Genomic DNA, 14918 nt, shown 5'->3' on the forward strand with positions numbered 1-14918 from the left:
TCGGTTTATGGATGAATGCGGCTCTCCCACACGGGAGGGCCGTAGTTTCATGTAAACTGCATTCAGCGTATCGGGGCAGGCTGGCGTGCAGCCACATGCCCATTATTGAACAGGAACACATCATGACGGATCTGCTCTCCAGACGTCATTTCCTTGCCGCTACGGGCGGACTGGTTGCAGGTGGCCTTGTGCGGCCCGTGCGCGCCGCCACCACGCCACGCAAGGTAATCGTGGATGCCGATATTGGCGTGGATGATACCATGGCACTGCTGATGGTGCATTTTGCACCAGAGGTGGAGATCGTAGGCATCACCACCGTCAACGGCAATGGCACGCTGGCCAACACCACGCGCAATGCCCTGTTTCTGGCGGAAAAGTTCGGGATCAACGCCCCCGTGGCGAAGGGGGCGGGGATATCCCTCGATAACCGCAGCGAGACGGCGCCCACCTTCATCCATGGTGATAACGCCATGGGTAACATAGTATTACCCACCCACATCAACCGCACGGTAGATGCACGCCCGGCGTGGCGGATGATCGTGGACATGGTCCGCGCCCACCCGCACGAGATCACGATCCTCGGGCTTGGCAGGCTGACCAACCTTGCGCTGGCCCTGCGGCATGATCCCGCCATTGCCGACCTGACGAAAGAAGTAATCGTGATGGGGGGTGGCTTTGGCCTGCATGGGGATCTGGGCAATGTCACACCTGCGGCCGAAGCCAATTTCAAAGGCGACCCGCTGGCGGCCGACATCGCCTGTGGCGCATCTTGGCCCATGACCATCGTGGGCGTGGACGTAACATTCCAGACAACCATGAACGATGCCTACCTGCGCACCATACGCGACCAGGGCGGGGCGGGCAGTGGGCTGATATGGGATGTAACACGGTTCTACATGGCATTTCACAAACAGCGTCTGGGACTGGATTCCATGTACGTGAACGATGCTTCGGCCAGTGCCTACCTACTCAGGCCCGACCTGTTCAAGACCCGCAGGGGAGCCGTGCGGGTAGTCTGTGGCGGGGTGGCGGATGGGGAATCAATCCTCAAACCCGCCGGCAAGCACTTCCCCGCCAGTGCGTGGGACAACCGGCCCGAACAGGCCATCTGCGGCGATGTGGATGCAGACGGCGTGCGCACCCTGTTCGCCCAGGTCATGCGTGGCCACTAGATGTTTAGTCCCAGGATTTGATGGTGCGGATTTTGTATAAACTGTGATGGTTTTTTCCCACTATTGGCAAATAAATTCATATGGGGCGAGCCCGCGCAGGGTCTTGAGGCTACGACGAAATCGGTGAGGTGTTGACGCAGGTGGTCATGCGTTTTCGTAATAGAAGCGCCTGGCCATCGCTTCCTTGATCGTCCGGTTCATGCGTTCGACCTGGCCATTCGTCCACGAATGTCGAGGTTTTGTCAGGCGATGCTCGATATCGAGGTCGGCACATGCTGCTTCGAATGAATGGCAACGAAACAGCATCCCTTCGGCCCGCATGGCCTTGACGTCCTGCGGTGTCCATCCGTCGCCGGTCGGATCGGTGAAATGCGTGCCGTTGTCGGTCAGCACGAAAAGAGAGAAGCGCCCTGGCGGACGCTTGGTGATTTTTTTTATTTTCAAGAAGATTGGCGGAGGGGAAGAGATTCGAACTCTCGATACGGCTTAACACCGTATAACGGTTTAGCAAACCGCCGCCTTCAGCCACTCGGCCACCCCTCCGCCGAAGAGCGCGCATTATCAAGTAACACGGCGTTTGCAGGGCTGCTTCTAGCGCGAAGCCGTAGCCCTGCATAGTCTTAAAATGCGCTGAAGCCCATTTTTACAAAACTTTTTTCAAGGCCTCGTTCACCATGGCCGGATTGGCCTTGCCCGCCATGGCTTTCATCACCTGCCCCACGAAAAATCCGAACAGCCGGTCCTTGCCGCTATGGTACTCCGCAACCTTGTCCGCATTGCGCGCCAGCACGTCGGCCACCACAGCATCGATCGCGCCGGTGTCAGTCACCTGCTTCAGGCCCTTGCGCTCCACGATGTCGGCAGCACTATCGCCAGTTTCCAGCATGTCTTCAAAGACTTCCTTGGCAATCTTGCCATTGATGGTCTTGTCTGACACCAGATCCAGCATGCCACCCAGCGCCTGGGCCGAAATCGGGCTATCGGCAATGGTACGGCCCGTCCGGTTCAGCGCGCCGAACAGGTCACCCGTAACCCAGTTGGCGGCAAGGCGGGCATCACGGCCCTTCGCCACGTCTTCGTAGTAGTCAGCGATGGCCTGCTCGGCCACCAGCACGCTCGCATCGTAGCGGGGGATGCCATACTCCTTGACGAAGCGGTCCCGTTTGTCATCGGGCAATTCGGGCAGGCCACGTTCCAGTTCATCCACCCATGCCTGCTCCACCACCAGTGGCAGCAGGTCGGGATCGGGAAAATAGCGGTAATCGTGCGCATCTTCCTTGCTACGCAGGGAACGGGTTTCGTTGCGCGACGGGTCAAACAGGCGGGTTTCCTGATCGACCTCGCCACCATTTTCCCACACCTCGATCTGGCGCGTAGCCTCGACCTCAATGGCATGCATGACGTAGCGGATGGAGTTGACGTTCTTGATCTCGCAGCGCGTACGGAACGGCTGCCCCGCCTTACGCACCGACACGTTCACGTCGGCACGCATGGACCCTTCCTCCATATTGCCATCGCATGTGCCAAGGTAGCGCAGGATCTGGCGCAGCTTACGCAGGTATGCACCGGCTTCCTCGGGGCTGCGGATATCGGGTTCGCTCACGATTTCCATCAGCGCAACACCGGCCCGGTTCAGGTCGATGAAGGAACGCGCCGGGTCCTGATCATGCATGGACTTGCCTGCATCCTGCTCCATATGCAGGCGCGTGATGCCAATATGGCGCACCGTACCATCAGCCAGTTCGATCTCTACCGTGCCTTCGCCCACAATGGGGTGGGTGAACTGGCTGATCTGATAACCGGTAGGCAGGTCGGCATAGAAGTAATTCTTGCGGTCAAACCGGCTTTCCAGATTGATACGCGCGCGCAGTCCCAGACCGGTGCGGATGGCCTGCGCCACACATTCCTGGTTCAGGACCGGCAGCATGCCGGGAAAGCCCGCGTCAACAAGACTGACATGGGTATTGGGTTCCCCACCGTAGGATGCGGATGCGCCGGAAAACAGCTTGGAATGGCTGATGACCTGCGCATGGACTTCTAGACCCACCACGATTTCCCATGTGCCGGTCTTGCCTTCGAGTGTGTAGCTCATTTCGCGCCCTCCGCACGGATGGCAGGCCGGTGGGTGAAGCCTGCGGCACTTTCCAGCGCGCTGCCCGCAGCCAGAATCGTTTCCTCGTCAAACGGGCGGCCGATCAGTTGCAGGCCAAGCGGCAGGCCGGTCGTTCCCAACCCCACAGGCACGGACATGGCGGGCATGCCCGCCATGGAGGCCGGCACGGTGAAGATATCGTTCAGGTACATCTGGACCGGGTCATCGCTCTGTTCACCCTGCGCGAAGGCAGGTGTGGGGGCCGTGGGCGTCAGCAGCACATCAACCTGCTGGAAACTTTCGGTAAAGTCACGACGGATCAGGCTGCGGACTTTCTGCGCTTTCAGGTAATAGGCATCGTAGTAGCCTGCTGAAAGCACATAGGTTCCCATCATGATGCGGCGGCGTACTTCGGGGCCGAAACCCGCGCGGCGGGTGGCTTCGTACATACCATCCAGCGTATCGCCCGGCACACGCTCGCCAAAGCGCAGGCCATCATAGCGCGCCAGATTGGAGGAGCACTCGGCAGGGGCCACGATATAATATGTGGCAAGGCCATATTTCGTGTGGGGCAGGGAGACATCCACGATCTCGCAGCCTGCCGCCTTCAGCCAGTTGATACCCTGCTGCCATGCCGCCTCGATCTCGGCGGACAGACCCTCGGCACGGTATTCGGCGGGAATGCCCACCTTCAGCCCTTTCAGGCTACGGCCGATAGCGGCGGAATAATCCGGCACGTCACGGTTCACACTGGTGCTGTCGCGCGCATCGAACCCCGCCATGGACTGAAGCAGGATGGCACAGTCACGCACGCTACGCGCCATGGGACCAGCCTGGTCCAGCGATGAGGCATAAGCAATGGTGCCAAACCGGCTGCACCGGCCATAGGTGGGCTTAAGCCCCACAATGCCACAATAGGCGGCGGGCTGGCGGATGGAGCCGCCGGTATCGGTGCCGGTTGCCCCCATGGCAAGCCCAGCCGCCACGGCAGCGGCCGACCCGCCCGACGAGCCGCCAGGCACGAGGGCCGCGTCATCGCCCTTGCGCTTCCACGGGTTTTCCACCGTGCCAAAGGCGGATGTGATGTTGGCCGACCCCATGGCGAATTCGTCAAGGTTGGTCTTGCCCACGAATACCGCACCATCACGCAGCAGGTTGGCCGTAACCGTACTTTCATAGGGGGGTACGAAGTTCTTCAGGATGTTGCTGGCCGCCGTGGTCCGCACGCCCCTGGTGCAGAACAGGTCCTTGATGCCCAGCGGGATACCGGTGAGGGATTTTGCCTCGCCCTTGCCCAGCGCTTCATCCGCAACGACTGCCGCCTGCATCGCCGCCTCGGTCGTGGTGGTGATGTAGGCGTTCAGGCGCGGGTTCAGCGCATCAATGGCGTCGGTATGCGCGCGCACCAGTTCGGCTGCGCTGAATTTGCGCGCACGCAGGCCCGCTGCCGCATCGGCAATTGTCAGTTCGGTCAGGCTCATCTTATTCAACAACCTTGGGCACGGTATAAAAGGGACCAACGGCATCAGGCGCGTTGGACAGCACGGCCTCGCGGCAGTTGCCATCGGTCACTACGTCCGGCCGTGTGCGCAGTGCTGCATGGCCGGTGCCGACCATGGGGGTCACGCCCTCGACATCGACCTCGTTCAACTGCTCGACCCAGCCGAGGATCCCGTTAAGCTCCCCTTGCAGGGCGGGAACATCAGACTCGTCAATACCAATCCGTGCCAGTCTGGCAATGCGGCGGACGGTCGCGGGATCAAGCGACATGAAGCAATAACTTTCCATCGTAACAGGGGAAGAATATCCTGCGGCGCAGGACGACCGCCAAGGAACATACCCCCGACCATGCCCCTGTTCAACATATCCGATCTCCGCACCCATCTGCGCCGCAACCAGCGCCTGCTTGGCCTTGACCCCGGAAAGAAGACGATCGGCGTCGCCCTGTCGGATGTGGGGCTGATGCTGGCTTCCCCCCATACGGGGCTGAAGCGTGGGAAACTGTCGGTCAATGCCGCGGAAATCGGCAAAATCGCCCGTATGCAGGACGTGGGCGGGCTGGTGGTGGGCCTGCCGCTCTCGCTGGATGGCAGCTTCGGCCCTGCCGCCCAGGCGGCGCGTGACTGGACGCTCAACCTGTCCGACCTGACCGGCCTGCCAGCGGCGATGTGGGATGAACGGCTTTCATCTTCCGCCGTGAACCGCTTTCTCATTTCAGAGGCCGACATGACCCGCCAGCGCCGGGGGGAAGTGGTGGACCAGATGGCGGCAGCCTACATATTGCAGGCCGCCCTTGATGCCTCGATCCCGTCCGGGGAAGGGGGGATTGCGGATTCGTGATGGCATGACTGGATTGTTCTAAAACCGGACCCCGATGGTGCGGAGACTGTTATGGTCGCCCCTCCACCGGCCCGCACCGGGAGGCATTCCCCCCCAGCATCATTCCGCCGGACCCGTACACACGAACGAGGATACCGGTCATGCGCCTGCCACACCTGCACCTGCCCTACCTGCATATCCATGTGCATGACCGCCCGCTGGCAGGCGACCCGCACCCGCATAACCCTTTCCACTGGAAACTGTATTTCTGCGAGGCGATCGCTACCGCCATTCTCATGATCCTTGGCCTGAGCGGTGTCATCGTGCTGACAGCGCCGGGCAGCCCGCTGTCGCACCCGCTGCTGCCGCACCCCTATGTCCAGACCGCGCTGTGCGGACTGGTATTCGGGCTGTCGGGCACGGCGGCGGCCATGACACCGTTCGGCAAGGTCAGCGGGGCGCATATCAACCCTTCGGTTACACTTGCCTTTTCGCTGGCAAAACGCATCGGGGGGGTGGATGCCCTCAACTACATGATCGCGCAGGTGGTCGGCGCTTTTGTGGGCACGGGACTGGTCTATGAAGCCGGGCGGCTGTTTACATGGTGGGGCAGCATGGCGGTTGCCGTGCGCTACGGGGCCACGGTGCCTTATGGCCATATCTCGATCTGGTGGGCCATGTGGTCGGAAATGTTCGTAACCGCAGCACTGATCGCCATGCTGTACTGGCTGGCGGCCCACCCGCGGTGGAAGTTCATCACGCCCTGGTCGGGCGGCCTGTTCTTCCTGATCATGAACCCGTTAACAGCATGGCTTTCGGGCAACAGCGTCAATTTTGCGCGAACGCTGGCCCCGGCCCTGTTTTCAGGGCAGTGGACGGGACTGTGGGTTTACGTGGTGGGGCCGTTTGCCGGGGCCTCGCTTGCTGTCATGGCCATCCGCATGAACCTGCTGGGCAAACTGCACCTGCTGGAGGCCCGGCTGGTCAATTTTGGCCATCATGGCCGTGTTCCGGGGCTGGATGACCCGCACCGAAAGCTCAACCATCCCGATGATCCCGACCACATCCCCCCCGGTGCGGGCCCGGCCTGAAACGTCGCGTCCGGCCTGTGCCCCGCATCTGGCGCAACCCACGCCTGCCATATTCCGTTGTTCTGTCTGACAAAGATAAGCGGCAATAGTCACGGTGGCACCATGGCCAGCCATGGGCCGGCAAGGGAGACAGCATGATAATGAAGCGTTTTTTCAACACGCGGGAAACGATTGTAACCGAGGCGCTGGACGGGTTCCTGCGCTCTGCGGCGGGTCAGCATCTGTGCCGGCTTGATGGTTATCCCGATACCTGCGTGATCATGCAGCGCGAACCGGATCGGGGGCAGGTCTCGGTCATTTCCGGTGGCGGATCTGGGCATGAACCTGCCCATGCCGGTTTTGTCGGGCGCGGCATGCTGACTGCGGCCGTGTGTGGCGCCCTGTTTGCTTCCCCCTGTGTGGATGCGGTTGTAGCCGCTATCCTTGCCACAACGGGGGAGGCGGGGTGCCTGCTGGTGGTCAAGAACTATACCGGTGACCGGCTGAACTTCGGCCTTGCCGCCGAGCGGGCGCGCGCCTTGGGCAAGCAGGTGGAAATGGTGATCGTCGGAGATGACATCGCCCTGCCGGATTCAGCAACCCCGCGCGGCGTGGCGGGCACGGTACTGGCGCACAAGCTGGCAGGTTACGGTGCTACACAGGGCTGGCCGCTTGCGCGCGTGGCCGAATTCGTACGCGACGGGGCAGGGCGCATGCGTACGCTGGGCATGGCGCTGGAGGACTGCAACCCGTACGAGGCAGGCCGTATCAGCAGGCTGGCGGCCGATGAAGCCGAGCTTGGCCTTGGTATTCATGGGGAACCAGGCGCACAGCGCATTGCTCTTGCCACCGCCAGCGACCTCATGCGCAGGGTAGCCGACGCGCTGGAGGCCAACCTGCCCGCCACCGTGCGCAACACCCGCTTCGCCGTGGTTCTCAACAACCTTGGCTGCGTTCCGGAAGTGGAAATGGCGCTGCTGCTTGAAGCCTTCAGCCACACGCCGCTAGCCCGCCGCGCCTCGTATGTAATCGGCCCGGCACCGCTCATGACCGCGTTGGACATGAATGGCTTCTCGCTGACCCTGATCGAACTGGACGAGGCCATAACCCAGGCGTTGCAGGCCCCGGTCCAGCCGCGTGCATGGCCCGGTATGGCACCGCGGCACAGTCCTGCCGTCGCCCCCATGCCCACCATGCCCAGTGCCTTTCCATACCCCGCCAGCGCGAACCCTGCCGTAAAGACGCTGCTGGAGCAGGGAGCAAAGATCCTGATTGCCAACGAAGCCCCACTTAACGAACTGGATGGCAGGATTGGCGATGGCGATGCCGGGTCCACCTTTGCCGGGGCCGCGCGTGAGATTACGGCGGCATTGGACCGCCTGCCCATGGCAGACCCGCATCAACTCATGACCACGCTCAGCAACATCCTGACCCAGCATGCCGGCGGGTCGAGCGGGGTGCTGTTCGCCATCATGTTCGCCGCAGCAGGCCGCAGCACGGCACCATGGCGCGACGCCCTGTGCGAGGGGCTGGAGCACATGATGGCCTGTGGTGGGGCAAAGCCCGGTGACCGCACCATGATTGATGCCCTCCATCCCGCGCTGGAAGCTCTGGCCCGTACTGGCAGCCTGCATGATGCCGCCCGTGCCGCGCGCACAGGTGCCGATGCCACCACCACGATGGAAACCGCGCGGGCGGGGCGTGCGGCTTATGTGCCGAGCGAACACGTCCGCAACGTGCCTGACCCCGGCGCCGAAGCCGTGGCCCGCCTGCTTGAAGGACTGGCTGGTAAATAGAAACAACCTGCCCACCTGCGGGTAACGCGGGTGGGCAGGGGTGATCAGGCTTTGCGGACAAATTCGGATTTGAGGTTGATTGCCCCTACGCCCGCAATCTTGCAGGCGATGTTGTGGCCATCCGTGCCATCAACCAGCCGGATGCCCCTTACCTTGGTGCCACCCTTGATCACGGATGAAGCTCCCTTGATCTTGAGATCCCTGGTCACGGTCACGCTGTCCCCATCGGCCAGCACGTTACCGTTGGCATCACGGATTTCAACCGGGCCATCCGTCTCCTCCGCGCCCGCAGTGGCAGGATTCCATTCATGCCCGCATTCAGGGCATATCCACAGGCTGCCATCGGGGTAGGTGTGGGTGCAGCCACATACGGGGCATTGGGGGTCGGTGCTCATTTTGGTCCTCGCTGGTTGTGCGCTGCTCTTAAAACACACACCAGCCCATGCAAAGGACATGGATCATGCGCAGCCTTGGCGGGCCATGGTCGGAAATGGCCCGGCCGACATCCGTCCGCGCGTACCGCCATGGGTGCTGACACCGGGCCCACCAGCGCCATTTGACCCGCCACCATCGGGCCTGGACCTGTCACACTCGGCAAGACAGCTTGCAATGGCTATCACACGCATCATCCGCGTAATGTTTTACACCGGTTTTCTGCCCGCCAGGAATTCTGGCCTTCCAGGGGGGTAAGCCGTCTGACCGCGCCACGATTGCGTACCAAAACGGGGCAGCGGCGTACAAGCAGGCTTACACACGCCATTTCACGCATGCGTGCACAGCAGCGATGACGATGCTGGAAGGCCGGATATTCCATGTGCCTGGTATCCCTGTTCCACGTCCGGCCCTAACGGACCGCCTGTTTTCGGAAAAAGCGCTCGATCGCCAGCATGAAAAGCAGCAGCGCGACCCCGAAACCCTCACGCATATGACCGATGAGGTACCGCATGACGACCTCCTCTTCATGATTACCGGGGCTTATGGTGACGCATCATGCCTGTAATCGGAAACAAAAACGCATCCTGCGCCCTTCACAATCACACGGCGCACCGTGAGATGAACGGGGTAGGCCAAGGCATGGTTCCAGCCCGCGCGTAAAGATGGCGTGGGCGTATCATACCACCGGTATCCTGCCCTATTTGTGCCACTGCAGGCGCATGCCCTGTTCGGGTACGATGAAGTTCACGCCCATGGCGTTGCCCCGGCGCAGTGCCTCGGGGATGAGCGCAACCGGGTCGGCACCCTTACGCAGCGATGGTTTGATATGCGCCACAAGCACCGGCAGGCCGCGTAACGGCGTGCCGGCGATACCCTGCAACGCCGCCAGTTCATTCAGAAGCAAATGCGGAGAAAGATGGCCCCATAGCTGGCTGTCTGGCCTGCTGTCATCATACGAGCATTCAATGATGATCCCCCGCAACCGGTGCCTGCGCACCAGCGGGGCCACCGCCTGCCACAGGGCATGCAGGCGGGTACCGTGTTCTACCGCGTCCGCCCCCGTATCACCCATATAGAGCATGGCATCGGAACCGGACTGGAGCAGGAATGCCGTTGATTCCACATTACCGTGGCTGAGCGGATAGGCGGTAACACGCAACCCCGTATGCGCAAGCGCAACCGCATGGCCCGGAACAAGATCCTGATACTGGTACAGCCCCAGCAGCGGGGGCGCGCCCCGGTCGCCCATATTGGGCCATACGGCCCCATTGAACAGATCGCGCGAGAGGACCCTGTTGACCGAAGGCAGGGCATAGATGGGCGTAGGACTATCATCAGGCGAAACCAGCACCAGACCCGCCACATGATCTATATGCGCGTGACTGACCAGATAAGCCTGGATGGCATGGTGCAGCACAAAGCCCGGACGGGTTTCCACCGCATTCGCCGGCATACGGATATCATCCAGCGCGCCATGCTGGTCCGCCACCTGCAATCCGTGCAGCACGGTGCCCGCATCACACAGGACTGCGCGCGAATCTCCTATGGGGTGAACCATGTAGGCACTCAGGTTGCCATCTTCCAGCCCGCCACGCGCCCCCAACACCGTAATATCGAAACCCGCGGCCATGGCCCGCAGCGGGCAGGCACCAACCACAAGGGCCACAAAAATTTTCAGGCATGAACGTATTACGGAGCATAGTGGCACGGGATGGTCCTTCCTGCGGCATGGAGGCTGACAGTATCGTTGCGACAAAAAATATACCCACACCACAAACTTGCCAGCAGACTGTGTATCGGCATAGGACGGGGGCATGTCAGCGTGCCCATACCCATCCACGCCCGGTCTCCGCGCCACAGGTTACCTGTCCGTCCGCACCCGCCAACAGGGAAGGGCCGCGCCATGACCCGCATCTTCATTGATGCCGATGCCTGCCCCGTGCGTGACGAGACCTATCGTGTTGCCCTGCGCTACAGGCTGCACACCTTTGTCGTATCCAACAGCATGATGGCCATACCCGACACGCCCCTGATCGAACGCGTGGTAGTAACCCAGGGCATGGACGTAGCCGATGACTGGATTGCCGACAATGTGGCCGCGCATGACATTGTGATTTCCGCCGATATTCCGCTGGCCGCGCGCTGTGTCGCGCAGGGTGCGTGCGTGCTCGACCCACGCGGGCGCATATTGGATGAAAACGCCATCGGCATGGCGCTGGCGGTGCGCAACCTCATGACCGACCTGCGCGATACCGGGGCCATCACCCAGGGCAGTCGCGGCTTTACCCGCGCGGACCGTTCAACTTTCCTCTCAGCCCTTGATACCGCCGTGGTGCGCGCACGCAGGCAGGCGGCAGGACTGGGGCGCAAACTGCCTTTCATTCCGCCCACCCCATAAAAAAACGCTGCCTGCCCCAATAAAAGGGACAGGCAGCGCCTCATGCTTCATATCGTAGGGGGCAGGAGCGATCAGCCCACCTTTTTCGCTGCGTCCGCCTTGGCGAACAGGGCGGAAATGGCATCCTGCGCTTCGGTCTGGATAGCCTTGAGATGGGCGGCGCTCTTAAAGCTCTCGGCATAGATCTTATAGACATTTTCCGTGCCGGAGGGGCGTGCGGCAAACCAGCCATCCTTTGCCGAAACCTTGAGCCCACCAATGGCCGCCCCGTTGCCCGGAGCATTGGTCAGCGTACTCTCGATCGGCTCGCCAGCCAGTTCGGTCATGCCGATCTGCTCGGGTGAGAGCGCCTTGAGCAGCGCCTTCTGCTCCGGGTTGGCCGGGGCGTCGATGCGCGCGTAATACGGTGTGCCAAGCCGCTGGGTCATGGCTTCATACGCGGCACCGGGGGTCTTGCCAGTGCGTGCAGTGATCTCGGCTGCCAGCAGGCCAAGGATGATGCCATCCTTGTCCGTGCTCCATACCGTGCCATTACGGCGCAGGAAGGACGCACCGGCGCTTTCCTCACCGCCAAAGCCCAACGTGCCGTTGTACAGTCCGTCAACAAACCACTTGAAGCCCACCGGCACTTCCACCAGCTTGCGGCCGATTTCCTTCGCCACGCGGTCGATCATGCTGCTGCTGACCACCGTCTTGCCCACACCGGCGACGGGGTTCCAGACATCACGGTTGTTGAACAGGTACTCAATGGCGGTGGCAAGGTAGTGGTTGGGGTTCATCAGCCCGAATTTTCCCGACACGATGCCATGACGGTCCGCATCGGTATCATTGGCAAACGCGATGTCGAAGCGGTCCTTCATGCTGACCAGTCGCGCCATGGCGTAGGGCGAAGAACAGTCCATGCGGATCTGACCATCCCAGTCAGCGGTCATGAAACGGAAGGTGGGGTCCACTTCCTTGCTGACGATGGTAGCGTTGATGCCGTATTTGTCGATGATCGGCTGCCAGTAATCCACCGCAGCCCCACCCAGCGGGTCGATCCCGATGGAAATGCCGGACTGGCGGATGATCTCCATGTCCACCACCGCACCCAGGTCATCCACGTACGGGGTGATATAGTCATGGCGCTTCGTGGTGGGGGCCTTGAGCGCATCCTCGAAGGAGATGCGGTTCACGCCTGCCATCTTCTTGCTGATGAAATCATTCGCCGCTGCCTCAACCACCTTGGTGATGTCGGTATCGGCCGGGCCGCCATGGGGGGGATTGTACTTGAAGCCCCCGTCCTCGGGCGGGTTGTGCGATGGCGTGATCACCACGCCATCGGCCAGATCCGTGCTGCGGTCACGGTTATAGGTCAGGATGGCATGCGAGATGACGGGGGTTGGCGTATAACCATCCTTCGCATCAATACGCACTTCCAGCCCGGCTGCGGCAAACACTTCCAGCGCGGATTTCAGCGCAGGGCGGGAGAGGGCATGCGTATCGATGCCGATGAACAGCGGACCGGTGATGCCCGCGTTCTTCCGGTAATCGACAATCGCCTGGCTGATGGCCAGGATATGCTCTTCATTGAAGCTGGTGCTCAGCGAGGAACCCCGATGTCCCGATGTGCCAAAGGCCACCCGCTGCGTGGCGATGGTGGGGTCAGGCTTGCGGGTATAATATGCATCAAGCAGGGCATCGATATTGACAAGGCGGTCCGGATCGACCGGCTTCCCGGCAAACGGGCTTATGCTGGGCATTGAGTGCTCCCGAAATGTAATAATGAAAAAGCGCGTATTCCGACAAATTTCCTTACAGGCCAGAAAATCGACCGTCCAGCTACAAACTACGGTTGCACGCCGCCGGAGCCGTCCCACGAGTCAGGAAGGAAAAAGCATCATACCCGGACACTGGCGCGCGGATCAGGGTAATGGCATTGAACTATATCAAGTTCGGCACCTTTTTCATAAGCCAGCCCCACCCGCACCTGACACCCCGGTTGCGGCAGGCCGGATGCAATACCTACCATACGGGAATGGATATGTTGCCAGCACCTTCCACGGCTTCAGACAACAGCGCCGAGCACATGCGCCGCAGGCGGCTTGAGCGACTGCTCAGGCGGCTACCCGCGCGCGGCGAGCAGGCCATGCGCTGGCTACTCCAACCCGGCAGGGCAGGGCTGCGCCTTGTGCTGGGCTGCCTGCTGATGATCGGCGGCGTATTGAGTTTCCTGCCCATACTGGGGCTGTGGATGCTGCCGCTGGGCATCATCTTGCTGGCGGAGGACGTTCCGCTGCTGCGCCGGCTGAGCGAGCGCATGCTGGAATGGATCGAACGCCGCCACCCGAACTGGCTGGCACCCGAAACCGGGCACACGCCCTGAACGCGCAGCCTGTCCGCCTTACTCGCGTTGGCCGCTCTTTGCCTTGGGGCGCCCCACAACGGAAAGCCGGGTGGTGACCAGGTCGTAACCCATCTGGCGCACGATTCCCGCCAGCAGGGAATCCAGTTCGGTATTCTCGAACTCGATCACCTTGCCGCTATCGGCATCAATCAGGTGATAGTGATCGCCATGGTCGCCATCGGCCACTTCATAACGGGCACGGCCGCCACCAAAGTCACGACGCTGGAGGATTCCGTTTTCCTCGAACAGGCGCACGGTACGGTACACGGTGGCGATCGAAATGCGTGGGTCCACTTCCACCGCGCGGCGGTAGAGTTCCTCCACATCCGGGTGGTCATCGCTATCAGACAGGACAAAGGCAATTGTCCGGCGCTGGCCGGTCAGTTTCAGGCCGCGCTGGCGGCACAGTTCCGCCAGCGGGGAATCGGGGGAATTCGGCTCTTTCATCGTCATGCAACGTAAGCCAGACAGACCGCCGCGGTCCAGTAGGGAAGATGTGCCCTGTCGTGCGATTTTAGTTGCAAATGATAATCTTTCTCATTAATAAGGAATGACCGACACAACAGGAGCGGGCCACGCCACGGCCCGAGCGGATGATGACCGACACGACCGTTTTCATGAATGATCTTTCGTGCAGCGAACGCCTGCTGGTCTGGTGCGTGCGCCGCCTTAACGGCGGTGACAGTACGGGCGCAGGCATGCCCGGACTGGCGCTGCCGTGCTTCAGGGCGGATTTCGCCGCCGTGGTCGAGGCCTTCCACATGGCGCTGGCCCGACTGCGCGCCTACCAGCGTGAGCCGGTGGATGTAGGCATATGCAGCGCAACCCGCCTGACCGGCACCGAAAACCGTTTCCTCCTCGCCGCCACTGCGGCCCAGGAAGGGCGCGAGGCAGAGGTGCGGCGCACGCTGCGGCCCATCTTTACCCATCATCATGTCCTCTCCCCCTTTGCCGCCGCCATTACCCAACTCGGGGCCTGCATGGCCGGAGCAGGCTACTGGCTACCACGCCGGGGCGGCACGCCTGCGGCCCAGACCCGCACACGGTCAACGCGCCTGCGCCCGTCTCCTTCCATACCGGGCAGGGAAGGGGACCGGCTACAGCGGGTGGCCACAGCCCATCACCAGCCCATTGGTGCTGGCTGCCTTGCCGCCATGCGATGGCATGATGCGGATATGGGCAATGCGCATATCATGTGGCCGGGCCATACGCTCTCGCATGCGGGGGGGCTGTAACCACACGGGGTCGGC

Annotated in this window: 15 protein-coding genes, 1 tRNA gene and 1 pseudogene; 8 read left to right on the forward strand and 9 right to left on the reverse strand. The window is 61.7% G+C overall.

What is annotated here, in order from left to right; genetic code table 11:
- Positions 1 to 122 precede the first annotated feature (122 nt).
- Positions 123 to 1172 carry a nucleoside hydrolase gene (locus tag GLX_RS02715; RefSeq protein ID WP_041247587.1) on the forward strand — a complete coding sequence of 350 codons (1050 nt, stop codon included), beginning with the start codon at positions 123 to 125 and terminating at the stop codon, positions 1170 to 1172.
- On the opposite strand, the pseudogene GLX_RS02720 reads toward GLX_RS02715, so the two are convergent.
- The 5 genes and pseudogenes from GLX_RS02720 to gatC all read right to left on the reverse strand — a co-directional run.
- Positions 1169 to 1565, reverse strand: a pseudogene (locus tag GLX_RS02720) (integrase core domain-containing protein); the annotation flags it as partial. The gene GLX_RS02715 and the pseudogene GLX_RS02720 sit on opposite strands and share 4 nt — an antisense overlap.
- Before the next feature lie 57 nt (positions 1566 to 1622).
- Positions 1623 to 1715, reverse strand: a tRNA-Ser gene (locus GLX_RS02725).
- Positions 1716 to 1815: 100 nt separating this feature from the next.
- On the reverse strand, positions 1816 to 3264 hold the full coding sequence (gatB, locus tag GLX_RS02730; protein WP_014104507.1) for an Asp-tRNA(Asn)/Glu-tRNA(Gln) amidotransferase subunit GatB: 1449 nt from the start codon (positions 3262 to 3264) through the stop codon (positions 1816 to 1818).
- Positions 3261 to 4745, reverse strand: coding sequence for an Asp-tRNA(Asn)/Glu-tRNA(Gln) amidotransferase subunit GatA (gatA, locus tag GLX_RS02735; RefSeq protein ID WP_014104508.1), 1485 nt, complete (start codon positions 4743 to 4745; stop codon positions 3261 to 3263). The genes gatB and gatA overlap by 4 nt, the downstream gene beginning before the upstream one ends.
- Position 4746: 1 nt before the next feature.
- Positions 4747 to 5034 (reverse strand): Asp-tRNA(Asn)/Glu-tRNA(Gln) amidotransferase subunit GatC, encoded by a 288-nt coding sequence (gene gatC, locus GLX_RS02740; RefSeq protein ID WP_014104509.1) that lies wholly within the window; start codon positions 5032 to 5034, stop codon positions 4747 to 4749.
- A gap of 78 nt (positions 5035 to 5112) precedes the next feature.
- Between gatC and ruvX the strand changes: the two genes are divergently transcribed.
- The 3 genes from ruvX (at position 5113) to GLX_RS02755 (ending at position 8449) form a co-directional block, all read left to right on the forward strand.
- Complete coding sequence (gene ruvX / locus GLX_RS02745; RefSeq protein ID WP_014104510.1) at positions 5113 to 5604, forward strand: Holliday junction resolvase RuvX; 492 nt, start codon at positions 5113 to 5115, stop codon at positions 5602 to 5604.
- 140 nt (positions 5605 to 5744) lie between these two features.
- On the forward strand, positions 5745 to 6674 hold the full coding sequence (locus GLX_RS02750; protein ID WP_014104511.1) for an MIP/aquaporin family protein: 930 nt from the start codon (positions 5745 to 5747) through the stop codon (positions 6672 to 6674).
- Between the two features lie 140 nt (positions 6675 to 6814).
- Positions 6815 to 8449: a dihydroxyacetone kinase subunit DhaK gene (locus GLX_RS02755; RefSeq protein WP_041247114.1), complete on the forward strand. Its 1635-nt coding sequence runs from the start codon at positions 6815 to 6817 to the stop codon at positions 8447 to 8449.
- A gap of 44 nt (positions 8450 to 8493) precedes the next feature.
- On the opposite strand, the gene GLX_RS02760 is transcribed toward GLX_RS02755, so the two are convergent.
- Positions 8494 to 8844, reverse strand: coding sequence for a zinc ribbon domain-containing protein YjdM (locus GLX_RS02760; RefSeq protein WP_041247115.1), 351 nt, complete (start codon positions 8842 to 8844; stop codon positions 8494 to 8496).
- A gap of 419 nt (positions 8845 to 9263) precedes the next feature.
- Here GLX_RS02760 and GLX_RS18530 point away from each other — a divergent pair, with 419 nt between their 5' ends.
- Positions 9264 to 9449 carry a hypothetical protein gene (locus tag GLX_RS18530; protein WP_162470454.1) on the forward strand — a complete coding sequence of 62 codons (186 nt, stop codon included), beginning with the start codon at positions 9264 to 9266 and terminating at the stop codon, positions 9447 to 9449.
- A gap of 132 nt (positions 9450 to 9581) precedes the next feature.
- On the opposite strand, the gene GLX_RS02775 is transcribed toward GLX_RS18530, so the two are convergent.
- Complete coding sequence (locus GLX_RS02775) at positions 9582 to 10550, reverse strand: MBL fold metallo-hydrolase (RefSeq protein WP_231850390.1); 969 nt, start codon at positions 10548 to 10550, stop codon at positions 9582 to 9584.
- A gap of 237 nt (positions 10551 to 10787) precedes the next feature.
- On the opposite strand from GLX_RS02775, the gene GLX_RS02780 reads away from it, so the two are divergent.
- Positions 10788 to 11282, forward strand: a complete 495-nt coding sequence (locus tag GLX_RS02780) for a YaiI/YqxD family protein (protein ID WP_014104515.1) — start codon at positions 10788 to 10790, stop codon at positions 11280 to 11282.
- Between the two features lie 71 nt (positions 11283 to 11353).
- Here GLX_RS02780 and pgm read toward each other — a convergent pair whose 3' ends face one another.
- The gene (pgm, locus tag GLX_RS02785; protein WP_014104516.1) at positions 11354 to 13024 is read right to left on the reverse strand and encodes a phosphoglucomutase (alpha-D-glucose-1,6-bisphosphate-dependent); all 1671 of its coding nucleotides are present in this window, start codon (positions 13022 to 13024) and stop codon (positions 11354 to 11356) included.
- Between the two features lie 170 nt (positions 13025 to 13194).
- Here pgm and GLX_RS02790 point away from each other — a divergent pair, with 170 nt between their 5' ends.
- Positions 13195 to 13647: a hypothetical protein gene (locus GLX_RS02790; protein ID WP_014104517.1), complete on the forward strand. Its 453-nt coding sequence runs from the start codon at positions 13195 to 13197 to the stop codon at positions 13645 to 13647.
- An 18-nt stretch (positions 13648 to 13665) separates the two neighbouring features.
- On the opposite strand, the gene GLX_RS02795 is transcribed toward GLX_RS02790, so the two are convergent.
- The gene (locus GLX_RS02795) at positions 13666 to 14115 is read right to left on the reverse strand and encodes a Fur family transcriptional regulator (protein ID WP_041247118.1); all 450 of its coding nucleotides are present in this window, start codon (positions 14113 to 14115) and stop codon (positions 13666 to 13668) included.
- Between the two features lie 146 nt (positions 14116 to 14261).
- Between GLX_RS02795 and GLX_RS02800 the strand changes: the two genes are divergently transcribed.
- Positions 14262 to 14903: a hypothetical protein gene (locus tag GLX_RS02800; protein WP_014104519.1), complete on the forward strand. Its 642-nt coding sequence runs from the start codon at positions 14262 to 14264 to the stop codon at positions 14901 to 14903.
- Positions 14904 to 14918: the final 15 nt, after the last annotated feature.

This window comes from Komagataeibacter medellinensis NBRC 3288, from assembly GCF_000182745.2.
GTDB classification, from domain to species: Bacteria; Pseudomonadota; Alphaproteobacteria; order Acetobacterales; family Acetobacteraceae; genus Komagataeibacter; species Komagataeibacter medellinensis.

Coding starts and splice junctions, on each gene's coding strand:
- GLX_RS02715 (WP_041247587.1), top strand. CDS start 123: ATGACGGATCTGCTCTCCAGACGTCATTTCCTTGCCGCTACGGGCGGA.
- gatB (WP_014104507.1), bottom strand. CDS start 3,264: ATGAGCTACACACTCGAAGGCAAGACCGGCACATGGGAAATCGTGGTG.
- gatA (WP_014104508.1), bottom strand. CDS start 4,745: ATGAGCCTGACCGAACTGACAATTGCCGATGCGGCAGCGGGCCTGCGT.
- gatC (WP_014104509.1), bottom strand. CDS start 5,034: ATGTCGCTTGATCCCGCGACCGTCCGCCGCATTGCCAGACTGGCACGG.
- ruvX (WP_014104510.1), top strand. CDS start 5,113: ATGCCCCTGTTCAACATATCCGATCTCCGCACCCATCTGCGCCGCAAC.
- GLX_RS02750 (WP_014104511.1), top strand. CDS start 5,745: ATGCGCCTGCCACACCTGCACCTGCCCTACCTGCATATCCATGTGCAT.
- GLX_RS02755 (WP_041247114.1), top strand. CDS start 6,815: ATGAAGCGTTTTTTCAACACGCGGGAAACGATTGTAACCGAGGCGCTG.
- GLX_RS02760 (WP_041247115.1), bottom strand. CDS start 8,844: ATGAGCACCGACCCCCAATGCCCCGTATGTGGCTGCACCCACACCTAC.
- GLX_RS02780 (WP_014104515.1), top strand. CDS start 10,788: ATGACCCGCATCTTCATTGATGCCGATGCCTGCCCCGTGCGTGACGAG.
- pgm (WP_014104516.1), bottom strand. CDS start 13,024: ATGCCCAGCATAAGCCCGTTTGCCGGGAAGCCGGTCGATCCGGACCGC.
- GLX_RS02790 (WP_014104517.1), top strand. CDS start 13,195: ATGGCATTGAACTATATCAAGTTCGGCACCTTTTTCATAAGCCAGCCC.
- GLX_RS02795 (WP_041247118.1), bottom strand. CDS start 14,115: ATGAAAGAGCCGAATTCCCCCGATTCCCCGCTGGCGGAACTGTGCCGC.
- GLX_RS02800 (WP_014104519.1), top strand. CDS start 14,262: ATGATGACCGACACGACCGTTTTCATGAATGATCTTTCGTGCAGCGAA.